The organism is Bradyrhizobium monzae (assembly GCF_021458635.1).
Lineage (GTDB): Bacteria > Pseudomonadota > Alphaproteobacteria > Rhizobiales > Xanthobacteraceae > Bradyrhizobium.
Genome location: NZ_JAIRDQ010000002.1, coordinates 363,744 through 383,114, shown reverse-complemented (window position 1 = coordinate 383,114; position 19,371 = coordinate 363,744). Strand labels below are relative to the sequence as shown.

Annotated in this window: 19 protein-coding genes; 10 read left to right on the top strand and 9 right to left on the bottom strand. The window is 64.1% G+C overall.

Annotation, left to right across the window (positions count from 1 at the left end; genetic code table 11):
• Positions 1-6: 6 nt before the first annotated feature.
• Entirely contained in the window at positions 7-930 is a 924-nt protein-coding gene (locus K3F49_RS11005; protein WP_276575375.1) for an NAD(P)-dependent oxidoreductase, read from the bottom strand.
• A 147-nt stretch (positions 931-1,077) separates the two neighbouring features.
• Here K3F49_RS11005 and K3F49_RS11000 point away from each other — a divergent pair, with 147 nt between their 5' ends.
• The 6 genes from K3F49_RS11000 (at position 1,078) to K3F49_RS10975 (ending at position 7,784) form a co-directional block, all read left to right on the top strand.
• On the top strand, positions 1,078-1,527 hold the full coding sequence (locus tag K3F49_RS11000; RefSeq protein WP_234680943.1) for a VOC family protein: 450 nt from the start codon (positions 1,078-1,080) through the stop codon (positions 1,525-1,527).
• A 53-nt stretch (positions 1,528-1,580) separates the two neighbouring features.
• The gene (locus tag K3F49_RS10995) at positions 1,581-2,720 is read left to right on the top strand and encodes an Mrp/NBP35 family ATP-binding protein (RefSeq protein ID WP_234680942.1); all 1,140 of its coding nucleotides are present in this window, start codon (positions 1,581-1,583) and stop codon (positions 2,718-2,720) included.
• A gap of 192 nt (positions 2,721-2,912) precedes the next feature.
• Positions 2,913-4,004 carry a TRAP transporter substrate-binding protein gene (locus K3F49_RS10990; protein ID WP_234680941.1) on the top strand — a complete coding sequence of 364 codons (1,092 nt, stop codon included), beginning with the start codon at positions 2,913-2,915 and terminating at the stop codon, positions 4,002-4,004.
• A 432-nt stretch (positions 4,005-4,436) separates the two neighbouring features.
• Positions 4,437-5,525 carry a TRAP transporter substrate-binding protein gene (locus K3F49_RS10985; RefSeq protein ID WP_234680940.1) on the top strand — a complete coding sequence of 363 codons (1,089 nt, stop codon included), beginning with the start codon at positions 4,437-4,439 and terminating at the stop codon, positions 5,523-5,525.
• Positions 5,526-5,740: 215 nt separating this feature from the next.
• Positions 5,741-6,415: a response regulator transcription factor gene (locus K3F49_RS10980; protein ID WP_234680939.1), complete on the top strand. Its 675-nt coding sequence runs from the start codon at positions 5,741-5,743 to the stop codon at positions 6,413-6,415.
• 1 nt (position 6,416) lies between these two features.
• Complete coding sequence (locus tag K3F49_RS10975) at positions 6,417-7,784, top strand: sensor histidine kinase (RefSeq protein ID WP_234680938.1); 1,368 nt, start codon at positions 6,417-6,419, stop codon at positions 7,782-7,784.
• Positions 7,785-7,787: 3 nt separating this feature from the next.
• On the opposite strand, the gene K3F49_RS10970 is transcribed toward K3F49_RS10975, so the two are convergent.
• The 6 genes from K3F49_RS10970 to K3F49_RS10945 form a co-directional block, all read right to left on the bottom strand.
• Positions 7,788-9,077 (bottom strand): M20/M25/M40 family metallo-hydrolase, encoded by a 1,290-nt coding sequence (locus K3F49_RS10970; RefSeq protein WP_234680937.1) that lies wholly within the window; start codon positions 9,075-9,077, stop codon positions 7,788-7,790.
• Positions 9,078-9,183: 106 nt separating this feature from the next.
• A complete protein-coding gene (locus K3F49_RS10965) occupies positions 9,184-10,785 on the bottom strand; it encodes a TRAP transporter large permease (protein ID WP_234680936.1) in 1,602 nt (533 codons plus the stop codon).
• A complete protein-coding gene (locus tag K3F49_RS10960; RefSeq protein WP_234680935.1) occupies positions 10,782-11,321 on the bottom strand; it encodes a TRAP transporter small permease subunit in 540 nt (179 codons plus the stop codon). The genes K3F49_RS10965 and K3F49_RS10960 overlap by 4 nt, the downstream gene beginning before the upstream one ends.
• 295 nt (positions 11,322-11,616) lie before the next feature.
• On the bottom strand, positions 11,617-12,669 hold the full coding sequence (gene moaA, locus K3F49_RS10955) for a GTP 3',8-cyclase MoaA (protein ID WP_234680934.1): 1,053 nt from the start codon (positions 12,667-12,669) through the stop codon (positions 11,617-11,619).
• A 120-nt stretch (positions 12,670-12,789) separates the two neighbouring features.
• The gene (locus tag K3F49_RS10950; RefSeq protein WP_234680933.1) at positions 12,790-13,290 is read right to left on the bottom strand and encodes a hypothetical protein; all 501 of its coding nucleotides are present in this window, start codon (positions 13,288-13,290) and stop codon (positions 12,790-12,792) included.
• A 156-nt stretch (positions 13,291-13,446) separates the two neighbouring features.
• The gene (locus tag K3F49_RS10945) at positions 13,447-14,136 is read right to left on the bottom strand and encodes an HAD-IA family hydrolase (RefSeq protein WP_234680932.1); all 690 of its coding nucleotides are present in this window, start codon (positions 14,134-14,136) and stop codon (positions 13,447-13,449) included.
• A 166-nt stretch (positions 14,137-14,302) separates the two neighbouring features.
• On the opposite strand from K3F49_RS10945, the gene rpiA reads away from it, so the two are divergent.
• From rpiA to gor, 3 genes are all read left to right on the top strand, one after another.
• Entirely contained in the window at positions 14,303-15,034 is a 732-nt protein-coding gene (gene rpiA, locus K3F49_RS10940) for a ribose-5-phosphate isomerase RpiA (RefSeq protein WP_234680931.1), read from the top strand.
• Entirely contained in the window at positions 15,031-15,546 is a 516-nt protein-coding gene (locus tag K3F49_RS10935; RefSeq protein ID WP_234680930.1) for a DUF2059 domain-containing protein, read from the top strand. Before rpiA ends, K3F49_RS10935 begins: the two co-directional genes overlap by 4 nt.
• Positions 15,547-15,625: 79 nt before the next feature.
• Entirely contained in the window at positions 15,626-17,026 is a 1,401-nt protein-coding gene (gene gor / locus K3F49_RS10930) for a glutathione-disulfide reductase (protein ID WP_234680929.1), read from the top strand.
• Between the two features lie 21 nt (positions 17,027-17,047).
• Here the strand turns inward: gor and K3F49_RS10925 are convergent, their stop codons facing one another.
• Positions 17,048-18,187: a glucuronate isomerase gene (locus K3F49_RS10925; protein ID WP_234680928.1), complete on the bottom strand. Its 1,140-nt coding sequence runs from the start codon at positions 18,185-18,187 to the stop codon at positions 17,048-17,050.
• A gap of 354 nt (positions 18,188-18,541) precedes the next feature.
• Here K3F49_RS10925 and K3F49_RS10920 point away from each other — a divergent pair, with 354 nt between their 5' ends.
• Complete coding sequence (locus tag K3F49_RS10920) at positions 18,542-18,847, top strand: hypothetical protein (RefSeq protein ID WP_234680927.1); 306 nt, start codon at positions 18,542-18,544, stop codon at positions 18,845-18,847.
• A gap of 13 nt (positions 18,848-18,860) precedes the next feature.
• Here the strand turns inward: K3F49_RS10920 and K3F49_RS10915 are convergent, their stop codons facing one another.
• Complete coding sequence (locus tag K3F49_RS10915; RefSeq protein WP_234680926.1) at positions 18,861-19,046, bottom strand: hypothetical protein; 186 nt, start codon at positions 19,044-19,046, stop codon at positions 18,861-18,863.
• Positions 19,047-19,371: the final 325 nt, after the last annotated feature.

Genomic DNA, 19,371 nt, shown 5'->3' with positions numbered 1-19,371 from the left:
CAAGTGTCAGCGATTGAGGCGCGCGAGCAAGCTCGACGTATCCCAGCGCTTGCCGCCCATCTTCTCGACCTCGGCATAGAACTGGTCGACCAGCGCAGTGACCGGCAGATTGGCGCCATTGCGGCGGGCCTCAGCCAGCGAGATCGAGAGGTCCTTGCGCATCCATTCGACCGCGAAGCCGAAATCGTACTTGTCCTCGTTCATGGTCTTGTAGCGGTTCTCCATCTGCCACGACTGCGCGGCGCCCTTGGAGATGGTCTCGATCACGGCGGCGACGTCGAGGCCGGACTTCTTGGCGAAGTGGATGCCCTCGGAGAGGCCCTGCACGAGGCCGGCGATGCAGATCTGGTTGACCATCTTGGTCAGCTGGCCGCTTCCGGCGGGCCCGAGCAGCTTGCACATCCGTGCATAGGCGCCGGTGATGATCGGCTCGGCGCCGGAATAAGCGTCCTGCGCGCCGCCGCACATCACCGTCAGCACGCCGTTCTCGGCGCCGGCCTGGCCGCCGGAGACGGGGGCGTCGATGAACTTGAAGCCGGCCTTGGTCGCGGCTGCGTCGAGCTCGCGCGCGACTTCGGCGGAAGCGGTGGTGTGATCGACGAAGGTCGCGGCCTTCTTCATGCCGGCAAAGGCGCCGTCGGCGCCGATCGCGACCGCGCGCAAATCGTTGTCGTTGCCGACGCAGCACATCACGAAGTCCTGGCCTTCAGCCGCAGCCTTCGGGGTCGCCGCGGTCCTGCCGCCGAACTTGTCCGCCCACTCCTTCGCCTTGGCGGCGGTGCGGTTGTAGACGGTGACCTCATGGCCCCCTTTTTTCACGAGGTGTCCGGCCATGGGGAAGCCCATGACGCCGAGACCGAGGAAAGCGACTTTAGCCATGTGTGTGTCCGTAGCTTGAGTTTTACGGTTGCAGCCGGCGAGGGGCGCCAGCCGGGGTCCTGAGGTTCCGCCCGAGGGCGGGCCGGGCGCACCATAAACCCTTGCGGCCGGAGGGCAACGGCTTCGTTTGGCGGCCTCCTGTGCTAGGATGCAGGGACCAAGGACTTCAACAAGGACTTCAAAACAAGGGAGCGAAGCATGGGTGTGGGCTTGGGCGGCGTGAGCGTTGGCGTCCTCGATCATTTCAACATCCGGACCCGGAATCTGGCCGAGACGGTCCGCTTCTACGAGGACGTGCTGGGCCTGGAAAAAGGCGCCCGGCCGAATTTCGCCTTCCCGGGGGCGTGGATGTACAGCGAGGGCAAGCCGGTGGTGCACCTCGTCGATATTTCCCCGACCTCGGAGCCGCAGAAGCCGGATTCCGGCGTGGTCCACCACGTCGCCTTCGTCAGCCGCGGCTTCGACGGCATGAAGCAGCGTCTGGCCTCCAAGGGCATGAAATTCGACTCCCGCCAGGTGCCCGGCGGCGACCTCTGGCAGATCTTCGTCTACGACCCCAACGGGGTCATGATCGAGCTCAATTACGAGGCGGCCCACGAGCAGGGGTCTGCGCCCGCCGAGATGGCTGACGATATCGGCAAGCAGTAGCCTTTTGGCCGTTTCCGCTCTAATGGGGCATCCTGAACTTTAGGAGATGCGCTTTGAGCGTGACGCAGCAACAGGTTCTCGACAGCCTCGCCAGGATCAAATCGCCCCGCGGGGTCCCGCTCACCAATGCCAATGTGCTGAGCCCGATCAGCGCATCCGACGGCAAGGTGTTCTTCTCGATCAATGTCGATGCCGCCGAGGCGCGGGCCTGGGAATCCGTCCGTGCCGAAGCCGAGGCCGCCGTACGCGGCATTCCCAGCGTCACCACCGTGATGGTCGCCTTGACCGCCGAGCGCAAGCCGGGCGCAGCGCCGCCACCCCCGCAGCCGAGCCGCGGCACGCCCGGCGTGCAGCCGGTCCATGCCCACAAGCCGCCGCCGCAGGGCGGCGCCCAATCGCCGATGGCGCGGCAGTCCGAAATTCCGGGCGTCGCCGCCGTGATCGCGGTGGCCTCGGGCAAGGGCGGCGTCGGCAAATCGACCACAGCACTCAATTTGGCATTGGGCCTGCGCGATCTCGGCCTCAAGGTCGGGCTGCTCGATGCCGACATCTACGGCCCCTCGGTGCCGCGGCTGACCGGCCTGCACGAGAAGCCGGAGCTGGACGGCGAGCGAAAGATGATTCCGCTCCGCCGCTTCGGCCTCGCCATCATGTCGATCGGCTTCCTGGTCGAGGAAGAGACCGCGATGATCTGGCGCGGCCCGATGGTGATGTCGGCGGTGACGCAGATGCTGCGCGATGTCGCGTGGGGAACGCTCGACGTGCTCGTCGTCGACATGCCGCCGGGCACCGGCGATGCCCAGCTCACGCTGGCGCAGAACGTGCCGCTGAAGGGCGCCGTGATCGTCTCGACCCCGCAGGACCTGTCCCTGATCGACGCACGGCGCGGGCTTGCCATGTTCAAGAAGGTCAACGTGCCCGTGCTCGGCATCGTCGAGAACATGAGCTACTTCCAATGTCCGCATTGCGGCACGAAATCCGACATCTTCGGCCATGGCGGGGCGCGCCACGAGGCCGAGAAGCTCCAGGTACCGTTCCTGGGCGAGATCCCGCTGCACATGGCGATTCGCGCCACCTCGGACGCCGGCAATCCCGTCGTGGACAGCGAGCCGGACGGACCCCATGCGGCGATCTATCGCGCCATTGCGGGACAGGTCCGGGACCAGCTCAAGGGCGTCATCGCCGCCGCTTGAGCCGATTGTCCGGGACATGCGACTTTCGTCGCCCCCCGTCATGCCATTGTCGCGTTCCGCGGCAAGGGCTTCCGTGTTAAAGGCCACGGCAGCGAAGCCCCTTCGGATCGACGCGGCTAAAGACGTGTCGCCGGAACGCGCGGCAGCAAAGAGGAAGTTCGGGGAAACGCCCCAGCAAGGAGAGACCTGAAGATGAAGCGTCGTGATTTCCTGAAAGTGTCGGCAGCAGGTGCGGCGGCAACCGCCGCGGTGGCCTCGCCGGCGATTGCGCAGTCCTCGCCCGAGATCAAGTGGCGCCTGACGTCGAGCTTCCCGAAGTCGCTCGACACCATCTATGGCGGCGGCGAGCAGTTGGCGAAGTACGTCGCCGAGATGACTGACAACAAATTCCAGATCCAGGTGTTCGCGGCGGGCGAGGTCGTCCCCGGCTTGCAGGCGCTCGACGCAACCTCGAACGGCACCGTCGAGATGTGCCACACCGTCTCGTACTACTATGTCGGCAAGGACCCGACCTGGGCGATCTACGCCTCGGTGCCGTTCGGCCTCAACGCGCGCATGCAGAACTCCTGGTGGTACCAGGGCGGCGGCGAGCAGCTCGGCAACGAGTTCTTCAAGAAGTCGAACGTGATCGGTCACGCCTGCGGCAATACCGGCACGCAGATGGGCGGCTGGTTCCGCAAGGAGATCAAGACCGTTGCCGATCTCTCCGGCCTGAAGATGCGCATCGGCGGCATCGCCGGCCAGGTGCTGCAGAAGGTCGGCGTGGTGCCGCAGCAGCTCGCTGGCGGCGACATCTATCCGGCGCTGGAAAAGGGCACCATCGATGCGGCCGAGTGGGTCGGCCCGTACGATGACGAGAAGCTCGGCTTCGCCAAGGTCGCCAAGTACTACTACTATCCGGGCTTCTGGGAAGGCGGCCCGATGGTCCATGCCTTCACCAACCTGGACAAGTGGAATTCACTGCCGAAGAACTACCAGGCGATCCTGGCCAACGCGGCGGCCAATGCCAACAGCTGGATGGCTGCGCGCTACGACATGCAGAACCCGAAGGCGCTGAAGAGCCTCGTCGCCGGTGGTACGCAGCTCCGTCCCTTCACCAACGAAGTGCTCGAGGCCTGCCTCAAGGCGACCAACGAACTGTGGGCGGAGACCTCGGCCAAGAACGCCGACTTCAAGAAGTCGATCGACGCCATGCAGGCCTACCGCTCCGACGAATATCTGTGGTGGCAGGTCGCCGAATACACCTACGACAGCTTCATGATCCGCTCGCGTACCCGCGGCTGATCTTCGAGCAGTCTGTCAAGCTGAATGGCCCGGCCTCGTTCGCGAGGCCGGGCTTTTTCTTTGGCAGCGTATCGGGCGCCCAGCAAAATCCGCAAAACAACCCCATGCACAGTAGAAGCGGGGTGATGGCGGGTCGATCGGTGGACGCCCGCCAACGGTTTGGCGCATCAAAGCCCGTTTGACACGTCGGGCAAAACAGTGGCAAAAATCGATCATCGCTAAATCCGAAATAGTTGCTCGCTTGCCGGCCGCGGCTCTTCACGAGCACCGCCTGCGGCTTAGGTCATAAGACCTAAGTTGGCCTCGTTTGCGCAGCCGGCTTTTCCTTTACCGCAGTGCGATCACCATGGCATTCGCTCCGACCTTGCGCCATGCTGGCCTCAAGCCTCGAGAAGAAGGCCCACAATCACCATCCATCAGGGTAGGAAAATCATGAAGAGACGAGACTTCATCAAGGTCACAGGGCTTGGTGCGGCAGGCGCTGCCACGTTGGCCGCTCCCGCAATCGCGCAGTCGATGCCGGAGATCAAATGGCGCATGCCGACGAGCTGGCCGAAATCGCTCGACACGCTCTATGGCGGCGCGGAGATGATGAGCAAGATGGTTGCGGAGGCGACCGACAACAAATTCCAGATCCAGACGTTCGCGGCCGGCGAGATCGTGCCGGGCTTGCAGGTGCTGGACGCCGTGCAGAACGCCACCTGCGAGATCGGCCACACCGCGTCCTACTACTATTTCGGCAAAGACCCGACCTTCACCTTCGGCTCGTCGGTGCCGTTCGGTCCCAACATGCGCATCAACCAGGCCTGGTACATGCTGGGTGGCGGGCGCGAGATCCTCAACGACTTCTACAAGAGCTATAACGTCATCTCGCTGCTGGCCGGCAACACCGGCTGCCAGATGGGCGGCTGGTTTCGGAAAGAGGTCAATACACCCGACGATCTCAGGGGCATGAAATTCCGCATCGGCGGCTTTGCCGGCCGCGTGCTCCAGAAGCTCGGCGTGGTGCCGCAGCAACTCGCTGGCGGCGACATCTATCCGGCACTGGAGAAGGGCACCATCGACGCCGCCGAATGGGTCGGCCCCTATGACGACGAGAAGCTCGGCTTCTACAAGATCGCGCCGCACTATTACTATCCCGGCTGGTGGGAAGGCGGCCCGATGCTGCTCGCCTACGTCAACCTCGACAAATGGAATGCGCTGCCGAAATATTACCAGAGCGTGCTCATGCAGGCCGGCCACTACTCCAACAACTACATGATGGCGCGCTACGACCAGGCCAATCCGCTGGCGTTGAAGAAGCTGCTGGCCAACGGCACCAAGCTGCACGCGTTCCCGCCGCCGATCATGGATGCCTGCTACAAGGCCGCGAAAGAGCTGCACGACGAGGTTTCGGCGACCAACCCGAACTTCAAGAAGGTCTACGAGTCCCTGACCAAGTTCTCCAACGACAGCTATGCCTGGTTCCAGGTCGGAGAAGTCGGCTACGACATCTTCATGGCGCGTCACTCGCAGAGCTGAGCTGCATTCGTGTTGCGAAAGCCTCTGAGCGAAGGCTCCGAGGCTTTTTGCGTGTCGCCACGCATACGCGAGCTCCCGAGCACGCTCGGTTAGCTTACATAAACCTGACAGGGGGCAAAAGGCGGTGAGGTTCGCCTTTTTGCTGGCCGAAACCCCATAGATGGTGGAAGAGAACGAAGATGCGGCGCGAGCCGCATGTTTTCACCGGATATGCGATGCGCCTTCTTATCGTCGAGGACAATGTCGAGCTGTCGCGGCTCGTGGCCAGCGGGCTGGCGGCGGCCGGCTATGAGAGCGACATCGTGGGCTCCACCGAGGAGGCGCGCGAGGCGGTGCACAATGTCAGCTATGCCGCGATGATCCTCGATCTCGGCCTGCCCGACGGCGACGGCCTGTCGGTGTTGCGCGAATTGCGGCGGCAGATGGAGCCGCTGCCGGTGCTGGTGCTGACCGCCCGCGGTGGCGTGCAGGATCGCGTCAACGGCTTGCGCAGCGGCGCCGACGACTACCTGGCAAAGCCGTTCGCGATGGAGGAGCTGGTGGCGCGGCTCGAGGCGATCCTGCGTCGTCCGGGCCAGTTGCTCGGACGATCGCTGCGGCTCGCCAATCTCGTCTACGACACCGAGAGCCGCCAGATCTTCATCGACGACAAGCCGCGGATCATCTCGTCGCGCGAGACCTCGGTGCTGGAGATTTTGCTGCGCCGGCAGGGGCGGGTGGTGCCGAAGAAGAATGTCGAAGATCACATCTTCGGGCTCGAGGGCGAGGTCGCCTCGAACGCGGTCGAGGTGTATGTCTCCCGGCTGCGCAAGCAACTCACTGAACATGGCGCCAAGGTCGTGATCCACACCATCCGCGGCGTCGGCTACATGATGGCCGAGGAGAAATAGCGTGGCCCGAGTCGGGTTTCGCGCCGGGTCGTTCGCCAGGCCGTCGTTCAAATCGCTGATCTCGCGCATCGTGTTCCTGCACATCATCGCGGTCGCGGTGGTCGCGATCTTCCTGCCGCTGGTGTTGTTCTGGCTGCTGGACTCCGAGATCGACCAGTTGCATCGCGCGGCGATGCGCGCCCAGGCCGAGACGCTGGCCGAGCGTATCGCGGTCCGGCCCGACGGCAAGGTGACGTTCAATCTGCCCGAGAGCCTTCGCGGTCTCTATTCGGAAGCCTATGGCCGCTACCAGTACGACATCCGCGATGCCGACGGCCGCCTGCTGTTCTCGTCGCACAAGAAGACCGGTGACGTTGGATCGGAGTCCATTTCCGGCGCTGACGTGACCCAGACGATCGGCGACACCACCTTTCGCATTCAGGTGGCGGAGGATCTGTCGCATCGCGACGTCATCACCGACGACATCGTGTCCAACTTCTTCCGCCGGGTCGGGTGGATCACCATCCCCATTCTCCTGATCCTGCTCGCCATCGATATCATCATCTTCCGCCGCGCGATCGCGCCGCTCTGGATGGCCTCGGAGGAGGCCAGCAATATCGGCCCGTCGCGCACCGACATCCGCCTGCCGACCGAGCAGATTCCGCGCGAGATCATGCCGCTCGTCACCGCCGTCAACCAGGCGCTCGATCGTCTCGAGGACGGTTTTCGCGTGCAGCGCCAGTTCACGGCCGATGCCGCCCATCAACTGCGCACGCCGCTTGCGATCCTGCGCACGCGGATCGAGACGCTCGGCGATGGCGCGGCAAGGCAGGCGCTGCATGACGACATCGCGGGCATGAGCCGGATCGTCGCCCAGCTGCTGGAGATCGCCGAGCTCGACACGCTGGTGCTCGATCCCGATGAGACCGCGGATTTGCGCGCCGTGTGCGCCGAAGTCGTGGCCGCGATCGCACCGTTCGCGATCGCACAGCACAAGGACATCGCGCTCCGGGGCGCCGACGCGCCGGTGATGATCCACGGCAATTTCGAGATGCTCCAGCGCGCGGTCTTCAACCTCGCCGAAAATGCCATCAAGTTCACCGCGAAGGAGACGTCGGTCGACGTCGAGGTCGGCGACGACGGTTCAGTGCGCGTGCGCGATTGCGGCCCGGGTGTCACGGAAGCCGAACGCGAGCTGATCTTCCAGCGCTTCTGGCGCCGGGATCGCCAACGCAGCGACGGCGCAGGCCTGGGACTTTCGATCGTGCGTGGCGTCGCCGACGATCACGCCGCAACGGTTGCGGTGGACAATCTCCCCGGCGGCGGCGCCGAGTTCACGCTGCGGTTCAGGCTGGCGGGGGAAAATTCCTCCGCCCCCGATCGACGCTGACCGTTATTTCAGCTTGCCGGTGGACAGATCCATGATCATGCGCGTGGTCAAATAGAGACGCGGCACGATGGTGTCGAGCTTCACGTATTCGGCGTCGTTGGAATGCGCGCCGAAGCCCGACAGGCCCATGCCTTCGACCACGGCGCCCTTGGTCTTCAGCGCGGCAAAAGCGGCATCGGTGCCGCCGCCGGTCGCCTTCTCGTCGACCTTGAGGGGCATCCCGATCTCCTCGTAGATCGTCTTGCCGTAGGCCGCGACGCGGCGCGAGGCGTCGTTGGCCTCGAGCGGCGGACGGCGCACCTCGAATTTCAGCGCGACCTTGGAATCGGGCAGCAGGCGGTTCTTGATCTTGTCTTGCAGCGCCTTCTCCAGCTCGTCGAAATCCGACACCTTGAGCGCGCGCGCATCGGCCTGCGCGGTGGCCTCAGCCGGGATCACGTTGCGGTTGGTGCCGGCCTTGGCGACTGTCCAGTTCAGCTTCAGGCCCTGCTCGGGCTTGGACAGGTCCTTCATCTGCAGCACCTGGTGCGAGAGCTCGTAAAGCGCATTGATGCCGCCCTCCGGCCGCGCGCCCGCATGCGAGGACTTGCCGGTCACCGTGAGATAGGCCGAGCCGATGCCGCTAGTGGCGAGCCGCAGCGTGCCGTCGGTGCCGCCGCCCTCGAACGAGAACACGACGTCCTGATCGGCGGCGAATTTGGTGATGGTGCCGCGCCAGCCGGGCGAGGAAATCTCTTCGTCGCCGTTGGTCAGCACGGTGAGGGTGCCGTAGTCCTTGAAATTGAGCTTCTGCAGCATCGCCACGGTGTGGAGAATCAGCGCGACGCCCTGCTTGTCGTCGGCAATGCCGAGGCCGTAGGCCTTGTCGCCGTCGATGCGGAACGGCTGGTCCTTCAGCATGCCCTTCAGGTACACCGTGTCCATGTGGGCGATCAGCATGATCTTCTTGCTGCCGGTGCCCTTGAAGACGGCGTGCACGGCCGGGCCGATCTTCTCCGGCGTGTCGTCGAGGCGATAGATATCGGTCGGCTGCAGGATCTCGACCGTGCCGCCGATCTGCTTGAGCTGGTCAGCCACGCGGCCCGCGATCAGGTTGAGGCCCTCGAAATCCTTGCTGCCGGATTCGATGCTGACGAGGTCGCGCAGCGTGTCGAGCAGCGGCTGCTGCTCCTTCTGCGCCAGCGCATGAACCTCGGCCACGGGCTCGGCATGCGCGATGGTGGCGGCACAGGCGAGCCAGAGCGAGGCGACTAGGGAACCGGCGAGCGAGGAAGCGTGGTGCGATCGGAGCATAGGCGGGATCCATCGGTTGGATGACGGCCCGGTATGCCCCTGTTTGCCGCGCCTGTCACGCGCATCATGCTCCGCCGAAACGGAGCATGATGGCGAGAGGCAACCGCTATTTCTGCGGCGGGCCGAGATCCAGCGGCGGCAGGTCGATCTGCGGCACCTCGATCCTGACCTTGTCGAGGTCGACATTGACCGGCTTGTCCAGCAGGCCCGTCACCGTGATCGGGAAAGCGATCACGATCAGCACCATGATCATCTGCAGGCCGATCCAGGGCATCGCGCCCCAATAGATGTCCGAGCTCTTCACTTCCTTCGGCGCGACGCCGCGTAAGTAGAACAGCGCGAAGCCGAACGGCGGATGCAGGAACGAGGTCTGCATGTTGACGCAGAGCATGACGCCGAACCAGATCAGCGCGGGCCCGTCGCCGACGACGGGTCCGAGAATCTTCTGCGCGATCGGCGCGATCATCGGCAGGATGATGAAGGCGATCTCGAAGAAGTCGAGGAAGAACGCCAGGAAGAAGATGAAGAGGTTGATGAAGATCAGGAAGCCCCAGACGCCGCCGGGCAGCGAGGTCAGGAGATGCTCGAGCCAGACGCCGCCGGAGACGCCGAGGAACACCACCGAGAAGCAGGTCGAGCCGATCAGGATGAACGTGACCATGCAGGTGAGGCGCATGGTGGATTCGTAACCCTGCTTGATGAGGTCGCGCAGGTCGGGAATGCGTGCCGCCGAGATGCAGATCCAGGCCACCGCCAGATACGTCACGGCGAAGGCGAGCTTGAAGACCAAATTCTCGGTGAACAGCATCGCGACGATGGTGCCGAGGCCGGCGGCGATCACGCCGACGATCAGGATCTTGCGGTCGGTCGAGGTGAAGTCCTTGTGGTGGATCGCGGCGAGCACGATGGCGCCGACAGCGCCCATGGCGCCGGCTTCCGTCGGGGTCGCAAGGCCCATCATCATGGTGCCGAGCACGACGAAAATGAGAACGGCCGAGGGGATGATGCCCATCAGGCACTTCTTCCACAGCGCCCAGCCGGTCAGCGTGCGTGCTTCGAGCGGCACGGGCGGCACGTGCTCCGGCTTGATCAGGCCGAGGACGAAAGTGTAGCCGGCGAACAGCATGATCTGGAACACCGAGGGACCCCAGGCGCCGAGATACATGTCGCCGACCGACTTGCCGAGCTGGTCGGCGAGCACGATCAGCACCAGCGAGGGCGGCACCAGCTGCGTGATGGTGCCGGAGGCCGCCAGCACGCCGGTGATGTAGCGCATGTTGTAGCCGTAGCGGATCATCACGGGCATCGAGATCAGCGCCATGGCGATGACCTGCGCCGCCACCGTGCCGGTGATGGCGCCGAGGATGAAGCCGACGATGATGACGGAATAGCCGAGACCGCCGCGGACCGGGCCGAACAGCTGGCCCATCGAATCCAGCATGTCCTCGGCTAATCCGCATCTCTCCAATATGGCGCCCATGAAGGTGAAGAACGGGATCGCGAGCAGCAGCTCGTTGGAAAGCACGCTGCCGAACACGCGGCCGGGGATCGCCTGCAGGAAGTTGAGGTCGAAGAATCCGAGATGGATGGCGAGGAAGCCGAATGAGAGGCCGACCGCCGCGAGCGTGAACGCGACGGGGAAGCCGATCAGCATCGCCAGAACCAGGCCGCCGAACATCAACGGCGGCATCATCTCCAGCGTAATCATTGGGTCGGCCTCTCGTACTTGGCGTCGATCGTCACATAGCCCTGGAGAGCCGCGATACGCTTGATGACTTCGGAAACTCCCTGCAATGCCAGCATCACGAAGCCCGAGGGAATCACGAACTTGATGGGCCAGCGGACCAGGCCGCCGGCATTGCCCGACATCTCGTTGACGCTGTAGGCCTGCATGAAGAAGGGCCAGGACAGATAGGCCAGCAGGAGGCAGGAGGGGATCAGGAAGAACAGCGTGCCGATCATGTCGAGCCAGAGCTGGCCGCGCTCGGACAGGGTCAGATAGAAGATCTCGACGCGCACATGCTCGTTGCGCTTGAAGGTGTAGGCCGATCCGAACATCACCAGGATCGCGAACATGTACCATTGCAGCTCCAGCCACCCGTTCGACGAGTAGCTGAAGGCGTAGCGGATCATGGCGTTGGCCGCGCTGACCAGACAGGCGAGAAGCACGAGCAGGTTACAGACGTACCCAATCTTTTCATTGAGGGCGTCGATGGCGTTGCTCAACGCCAGCAATGGACGCATCTTACTTCTCTCCGTCGCGGCCTAACACTTTACGGGAGGCTTCAGCACGCATCGCTGGGCCCGCGTGCAAAAAGCACGCGACCGCACGGATTCCGGTCCGAAAGCGATTGCGGCGTCAGTCCTCCCCTCGTGCCTTGCCGTCTTGACCGCGACCGCCAACGGGGCGGGCCGGCTTATTGCTGCCGGGCAAGCAAAGGCGAGGGCACCAAATCAGCGGGCTTGTGCGCCGTCAATCGGAAAATGGGCAAATTGACGCGCGCTCAAAAGCTTAAGGCAGCCGGCGGCCCGCGAATCCTCAGCCGCCGGTGACGCTCATATGCCTGGAGACGCTGGGGCGGTCGTGGCGGCGGTCGATGATGAAATCGTGGCCCTTGGGCTTCAGCCCGATGGCGCGGTCGATGCTCGCGGCAAGCAGCATGTCATCGTTCGATGCACGCAGAGGTTTGCGCAAATCGGAGGCATCCTCGTGACCGAGGCAGGTGTGCAGCGTGCCCGTGCAGGTGATACGCACCCTGTTGCAGGATTCGCAGAAATTATGGGTCATCGGCGTGATGAAGCCGAGCTTGCCGCCGGTCTCGGCAACGCTGACATAGCGCGCCGGTCCGCCGGTGCTCTCGGCCAGGTCCGTCAGCGTGAATTGCTGGGCGAGCCGCGCGCGCACCAGCGACAACGGCAGATACTGGTCGATGCGGCCCGAGCCGATCTCGCCCATCGGCATCACCTCGATCAGGGTCAGCCCCATGCCCTTGCCGTGAGCCCAGCGCAAGAGATCGGGGAGTTCATCCTCGTTGAAGTTCTTCAGCGCGACTGCGTTGATCTTCACCGCGAGGCCTGCGGCGCGCGCGGCCTCGATGCCCTCCAGCACCTTGTCGATCTCGCCCCAGCGCGTGATCTCGCGAAACTTCCTGGGATCGAGCGTATCAAGCGAGACGTTGATGCGGCGGACGCCGCAATCGGCGAGCTCCTGGGCATGTTTTGCGAGTTGCGTGCCGTTGGTGGTCAGCGTCAGCTCGCCCAGCGCGCCGCTCGTGAGATGGCGCGACAGCGAGCGGACCAGCGACATCACGTTGCGCCGGACCAGCGGCTCTCCGCCGGTGAGCCGCAGCTTCTTCACGCCCTTGGCGATGAAGGCCGAGCAGAGCCGGTCGAGTTCCTCGAGCGTCAGCAGGTCGGCCTTGGGCAGGAACGTCATGTCTTCCGACATGCAATAGAAGCAGCGCAGGTCGCAGCGATCGGTGACCGAGACGCGCAGGTAGGAGATGGTCCGCCCGAACGGATCGGTCATCGCGCTCGACAGCGCGGCGCCGGGGCTCGCTGTAGCCAGAGAGGTCGCAGGAGATCCGTTCATACCAACTGCCTTGTCACTTACGGCGACGGGCGCACCTTTGCTTCAGCGAAGCCCTGGACGCAATCTAAGCATCGGACGCGCCGAGGACAATCGGGTGGTATACGTAGATTAACGATTGGATCAACGCTTGCCCGCGTTCGGATCGGGGAACGCAGAACCGGCTGCGGGCGCTGCAGCATCGGCCGGCGCCGCGGCGGGCGCGGCTGCGGCCGGTTTCGGCTTGCTCGGCCGGTGCGGCTTCTTCTTCACCGGCTTGGGCGGCACCGCCAGCTGGAGCTCCGCGAACACCGGGTTCGGATCGGTGGTCACCGTGGCAGGCGTGGTGAAATCGCCGGGATTCTTGATCACGTTCACCGGTACGCTGGTCGGCTGGTACTTGTTGAGGACGTAGTCGACCGTGAACGGAGCCTCCGGCGCGGGGACCGAGACGGAGCAGGGGGTCTTGCAGCCCGGACCGAGCGAGGTCCGCGCGTCGGCGCCCGGAGGATTGGATTCGAGCCGGACCTGAACGGTCGGGGGCGCCGATTTGAGCATGTCCCAAGACATCGAGGAGCAGCCACCAAGGCTTGTTGCCCCCAGCAGGCTCGCTCCCGCTAACGCAATCGCGATGACACGACGCATGACCATCCACTTCCACTGCGACGAACCGCCACATAACCCCGCGCGGACCTTAGGGTCGTCGCCTGGGGCAAGCAACCGGCGGACCGCGCATAGTTAATAGATGGTTAACGCAGGGTTCCCCGGAATAAGCCAGCTGTGTCAGAGCCTTGCCCGGGGCTAAGCCATCATCAGGCTGTGGGCGGCGGCGGGCAGGTCGCGCATGTGATGGATCAGCCGGTCCGGCTTCAGATCGGCGATCGGCACGTCCGTGTAGCCGAAACTGACCCCGATCACAGGCACCCCGGCGCGCCGGGCCACCCCGACATCGGTTCCGGCGTCGCCGACCATGATGCTGGCTTTGACCTCGCCGCCGGCCCGCGCCACGGTCTCGCGGAAAATGGTCGGATCGGGCTTCTGGACCCCAAAAGTGTCCGCGCCGCAGATCGCCGCGAACCGCCGGCTCAGGTCGAGCTGGTCCAACAGCCGCCTCGACAGCCATTCCAGCTTGTTGGTGCAGACCGCGAGACGATGGCCCTGGGCCGCAAACAGGTCGAGCGCGTTCAGCAGCCCCTCGAAGGGCCGCGATTCGACCGCGATATGGTCGGCGTAATAGGCGATGAAATCTGCCGTCAGCCGGTCCATGTCGGCAGGCGTGACCGTGCGGCCCTCGGCCTCCAGGCCCCGCTCGATCAGCTTGCGGGCGCCGGCGCCGATCATGTTGCGGGCCGAGGCCATCGGCACGGGAGGCAGGCCTTCGCGGTCGAGCACGTAATTCAGCGCGGTGATCAGGTCGGGCGCCGTATCCACAAGCGTGCCGTCGAGATCGAAGACGAGGGTGTAGGGGGAGCTCTTCTGGGAGGCGGTCATGGTTCAAGCGCTAGCGGCCCGGCCGTATTGGCGCAAGGGGCGGGGCCATAAGATCGGCTAATGGGCCTGTTCCCAGACCCTGTTCTCCGGGGAAAAACGAGGCTACATAGGCCCGCCGCAACCGACGATACCGGCGGCACTCCTGACCTGAGAGGCGCGCCCGAACGTGAACATGGACCAGTTGAAACGGCAGGCTGCGGCGCGCGCGCTGCAAGAGGTGCGTGACGGCATGCAGCTCGGCCTCGGCACCGGCTCGACCGCGAAGCATTTCGTCGAGCTGCTGGGCGAACGCGTCGCCGCCGGCCTCAAGGTGATCGGCGTGCCGACCTCCGAGACGACGCGCGCCGATGCGGAGCGCTGCGGCGTGCCACTGACCACGCTCGATCAGATCGACCATCTCGACATTACAGTCGACGGCGCCGACGAGATCGATCCCGAGCTCAATTTGATCAAGGGCGGTGGCGGTGCGCTGCTGCGCGAGAAGATCGTGGCGGCCGCCTCGGATCGCATGATCGTGATTGCCGACGACACAAAATGGGTGCCGACGCTCGGCCGCTTTCCGCTGCCTATCGAAGTCATTCCGTTCGGGCTTGGCGCGACGCGTCGGGCGATCGAGAAGGCATTTGCGGAATGCGGCGTTTCCGGGCAAATGGCGGTTCGCAAGGCCAAAGGCGGGGTCGAGGATGGCCACGTTTTCGTCACCGATGGCGGCCACTGGATCGTCGATGCCCAGCTCGGACGTATTGTGGATCCGGCCAGCCTCGCCAAGGCGTTGAGCGCGATCCCCGGCGTGGTCGAGCATGGGTTGTTCATCGGCTTGGCCAGCTCGGCTGTTTTGGCGGGCGGCGAGGGAATTCGCGTGATTGAACGGCGAAAGCCGAAAGGAGACTGGAAATGAAGAGCGTCTTGAAGATCGTGCCCGCTGCGTGCCTCGCCTTCGCGCTGGCACTGGGGACCGCGCCGGCGATCGCGCAGCAGCAGCCGGCGGCACCGTCTCCAGCGTCGCTTGCCGCGGCGAAGGAGATTTTGACGCTGAAGAATGCCAGCGCGATGTACGCCAACGCCGTGCCCGGCATGGTGGACAAGGTCAAGGGCACGCTGATCGGACAGAACCTCAACTACCAGAAGGATCTCAACGAGCTCGCCCCGATCGTCGCCAAGCAGCTCGCCGGCCGCGAGCAGGAGATCGGCGACGGCATGGTGGGGGTCTATGCCGGCGAGTTCACCGAGCAGGAGCTGAAGGATCTCGTCGTGTTCTACAAGTCGCCGCTCGGCCAGAAGCTGATCGCCAACGAGCCCAAGGCCATCAGCCTCAGCATGCAGGTCATGAACGATTGGGCGCGGAACTTCTCCGAGGTCGTCATGGCTGCCTTCCGCGCCGAGATGCGCAAGCGTGGCAAGGAAATGTGACGGTACCTATCTGACAGGATAGCTGATCAGAAAGCCCCAAAGCGCGTCGCGGTTCGGGTTGAAGAGGTCGGAGTGGACAATGGCTGAATTCGACGTCGACCTCTTTGTCATCGGTGGCGGTTCGGGCGGCGTGCGCGCCGCCCGCATCGCGGCCGGCTACGGCGCCCGCGTGATGATCGCGGAAGAGTACCGCATGGGCGGCACCTGCGTGATCCGCGGCTGCGTGCCGAAGAAGCTGTTGGTGATGGGCTCGCATTTCCGTCATGACTTCGAGGACGCCGCCGGCTTCGGCTGGACCGTTCCGCCCGTGACCTTCGACTGGCCGACGCTGATCGCCAACAAGGACAAGGAGATCGCCCGGCTGGAGGCGATCTACACGACCAACGTCGAGAAGTCGGGCGCGCAGGTCGTGAAGAGCCGCGCCGTGATCGAGGACAAGCACACCGTCCGCCTGCTCTCGGACGACAGGAAGATCACCGCGAAATACATCCTCATCGCCACCGGCGGCGCGCCGAACCATGGCGCCTCGATTCCCGGCATCGAGCATGTGATCTCGTCCAACGAGGCATTTCACCTGAAGAAACTGCCGAAGCGGATCGTGATCCAGGGCGGCGGCTACATCGCGCTGGAGTTCGCCGGCATCTTCGCCGGCTTCGGCTCCGACGTCACCGTGATCTATCGCGGCGACAACATCCTGCGCGGCTTCGACGAAGACGTCCGCGCGCACGTCCGCAGCGAGATGGAGAAGCAGGGCATCACCATTCTCACGGGCTGCACGGTGAACAAGGTCGATCGCCATGTCGATCACAATGGCGAGGAATTCACCACGCATCTGTCGAACGGATCGAGCCTCGCGTCCGACCAGGTGATGTTCGCGATCGGCCGTCATCCGGCCGTGGCCAATCTCGGCCTCGAGAAGGCCGGCGTCGCCATCAACCCGAACAATGGCGGCATCGCGGTCGATCATTTCTCCAAGAGCTCTGTCGACAGCATCTACGCGATCGGTGACGTCACCCATCGCCACAATTTGACGCCGGTCGCGATCCGCGAAGGCCACGCTTTCGCCGACACCGTGTTCGGCAAGCGCGAGATGCAGGTCGATCATTCGTATATCCCGACCGCGGTGTTCTCGCAGCCGGAGGTCGGCACGGTCGGCCTGACGGAAACCGAAGCGCGCGCGCAGTATGGCCATGTCGACATCTACAAGACGACGTTCCGCCCGATCAAGGCGACGATGTCCGGCCGCGACACCCGCGTGCTGATGAAGCTCATCGTCGACGGTTCGACCGATCGCGTGCTCGGCTGTCACATCGTCGGCGATTGCGCCGCCGAGGTCACGCAAGTCGTCGCGATCGCGGTGAAGATGAAGGCGACGAAAGCCGATTTCGACGCGACCATCGCGCTGCATCCGACCGCGGCCGAAGAGCTGGTGACGATGCGCACCCCGACCGCGCGTCACGTGCGCCAGGCGGCGGAGTAGGGCGGTTCGAAAACGCTTTAGCTAGCCGTACAGATATCCGACCGGCTTGCCTTCGGTGCGCAGCGGACGAATGTCCTTTTGCGTGATGATCTGGCCGGCGAGGCCGTCGATCTCGTCGCGCTGCGTCGGCGTCCAGCTGCGCAGATCGTTGATGCCTTTCAGGAGACCGAGTCGCAGGACCTGGGTGTTTTCGCCGACGCCGGCGAGGCTGATGGAATCCTTGCCGGCTGTCACCACATCGCCAGCTGCAAGTTCAAAGGTCTCGCCCGCCTTCTGCTTGAATTCGGCGGTGCCGCGAATGACGCGATAGATCACGACCTCGCCCTTGGCAAAGCAGTCGGGGTCCGCAGCGATCGACGCGCTCTTCGGCAGCAGCGAGTGGCCACGCGGGTCGGTCGCGATGATGTGGCCGGTGACGAGATGGCCGCTGGGAATCTCGATCCCGATATCGCGTACGTAGACCGTCAGGGCGGATTTGACGGGGCTGTCGACGAGCGGCTTGAAAAGCGCGTCTAGCGCCAGCGGATCCTGAAGCCAGAAGCCTGCATTGGCCGGGCGATCATGCAGGGGGTGGCTCCAGGCGACCCGCGGCGTCTCGTCTTCGTTGATCTGATCCGGGCCGACGATGGTCGGATTCGGAAAGGTGGTGGGATCGGTGATGAAGGCTTCGAGGAATTTGCCCGAATAACCCATCGAGATCGGATCCGGCACCACCGTCTGCGGCGTCTTCAAGTTCTCGTCGGTCGACAGGCCCGACCAGGTGTAGAATAGCTGGCGATGCACGATCGCACTTTGCAGCATCACTGCGCCGGGGCCGACATTGTAGAACCGCCCGTCATAGTCGAAGGTGAAGGCGCCCGAGGTGACTAGCACGAGCTGAAAGCCGCCCGGCGGAAGATGCAGATGGAAGTCAGTGGGGCCGGTGTCGGGACGATAGATCGGCAGGTTCGTCGCGACTTCGTGGAGCAGGAAGGTTTCGTTGTTGGCGTGAAAGCCTTCGTTGGCGCGATTGTAGAGCGCTTGCGGACGATACGTCGCTTCGAACTTCGCATTTCGGTCGCGGTCGATCGCGACGAAATCCCGGGTGTTAAGGCGGAGCGGCGCGCCGTTCGGATGGGTGAGGCCGGTCGTCTTGAGATCGCCCGCAGCATGCACGTTCATGACGTTCTCCGCTCTGCGCCATTGCTTCGCTTGCGACATCGTTGCGAATTTTGGGCCAATTGGTTCGCGGTCGGCAAACGGGCCCGGCGCGACGACGCGTCGAGGCTGTTCAGGAGGAAATCCGGTGGTTGCACGGGAGGTTAGATCACCCGCCTGGCTTGTCCCTCCGACGCAGCGCTAGGGCCTTGCGCTTCCGGGCCTACGGCTCGACTTGTCTAATTTGTCGGCAAGTCTTGGCAGTGCACGTGCAGTCGCAGCGGCGGCGGAGGGGCGGTGACGTCGCATTTAGTCGCCGCGGCGATTGACAATATGTTCATGTTTTGTTCTTATGCTGTGACCGAGATGGAGGCAGCCATGGACAACCGCATCAACGACATCCGCAGAACGATCAGGGCGCTCCGCGTCAGCATGCGCGAGGCCGAAGCGATCATGCATGAGCAGATCAACCGCGATGAGGACTGCAGCTTCGTGGCGCAGGAAGTCATCAAGATGCGCACGGTCATGAGCGGGCTGGTAAAGGAGCGAACCGCGCTCGGCGACAACGAGCCGATCCTCGTCAACAGCTTCTTCATCCCGCGGCGCCGGTCGGCGCGAAAGCTGGCTGCTGCTGTCCCGACCGTCGCGTCTGTGTTCCGTCCACGCCTGGTGGCGAGGGTTTGACGCGGAGGGCAGCTCAGTCAAACGAGTGAGGCGCAGCACGGTCCGGCTTGCCGGCCGGGCTGTCCGCCCACTTCGCCATGTCCATGGCTCGGGCGTCGACGCTCTCGCACCAGAAGCAGTTCGGCGATGTCAGGCCCTTCTCGGACAGGATCGGGACCAGGCTGTGGCCGCAACCGGCGCACCAGGTGATGTCAGTCATTCATTCCCCTACGGCGTAGCAAGTTCAGACGAGATATTTTCGTTGGCGAAGCTTGCGCGGGCGCTATGGCGGCGCCGGAGCGCTGCAGCGCGCCGACATAATGGTCGTACTCGCGCCTGCTCTCGAACAGCTCGGGCAGCAAAGTGTCGTGAGGTGCACCAACGATCTTCACCTCGTCGCGGTTCCAACCACTTGCTCGAAGCGGACTCGCACGGAGCAGGGTTGCCTTAACGCTCTCGCCGTGTAGAACAGCGACGGGTGTTCACTGCATGTGGCAGTGACAGGTCAAGCGATGGTCGGGCCGCCACGCCGGATGCGTGTGCGC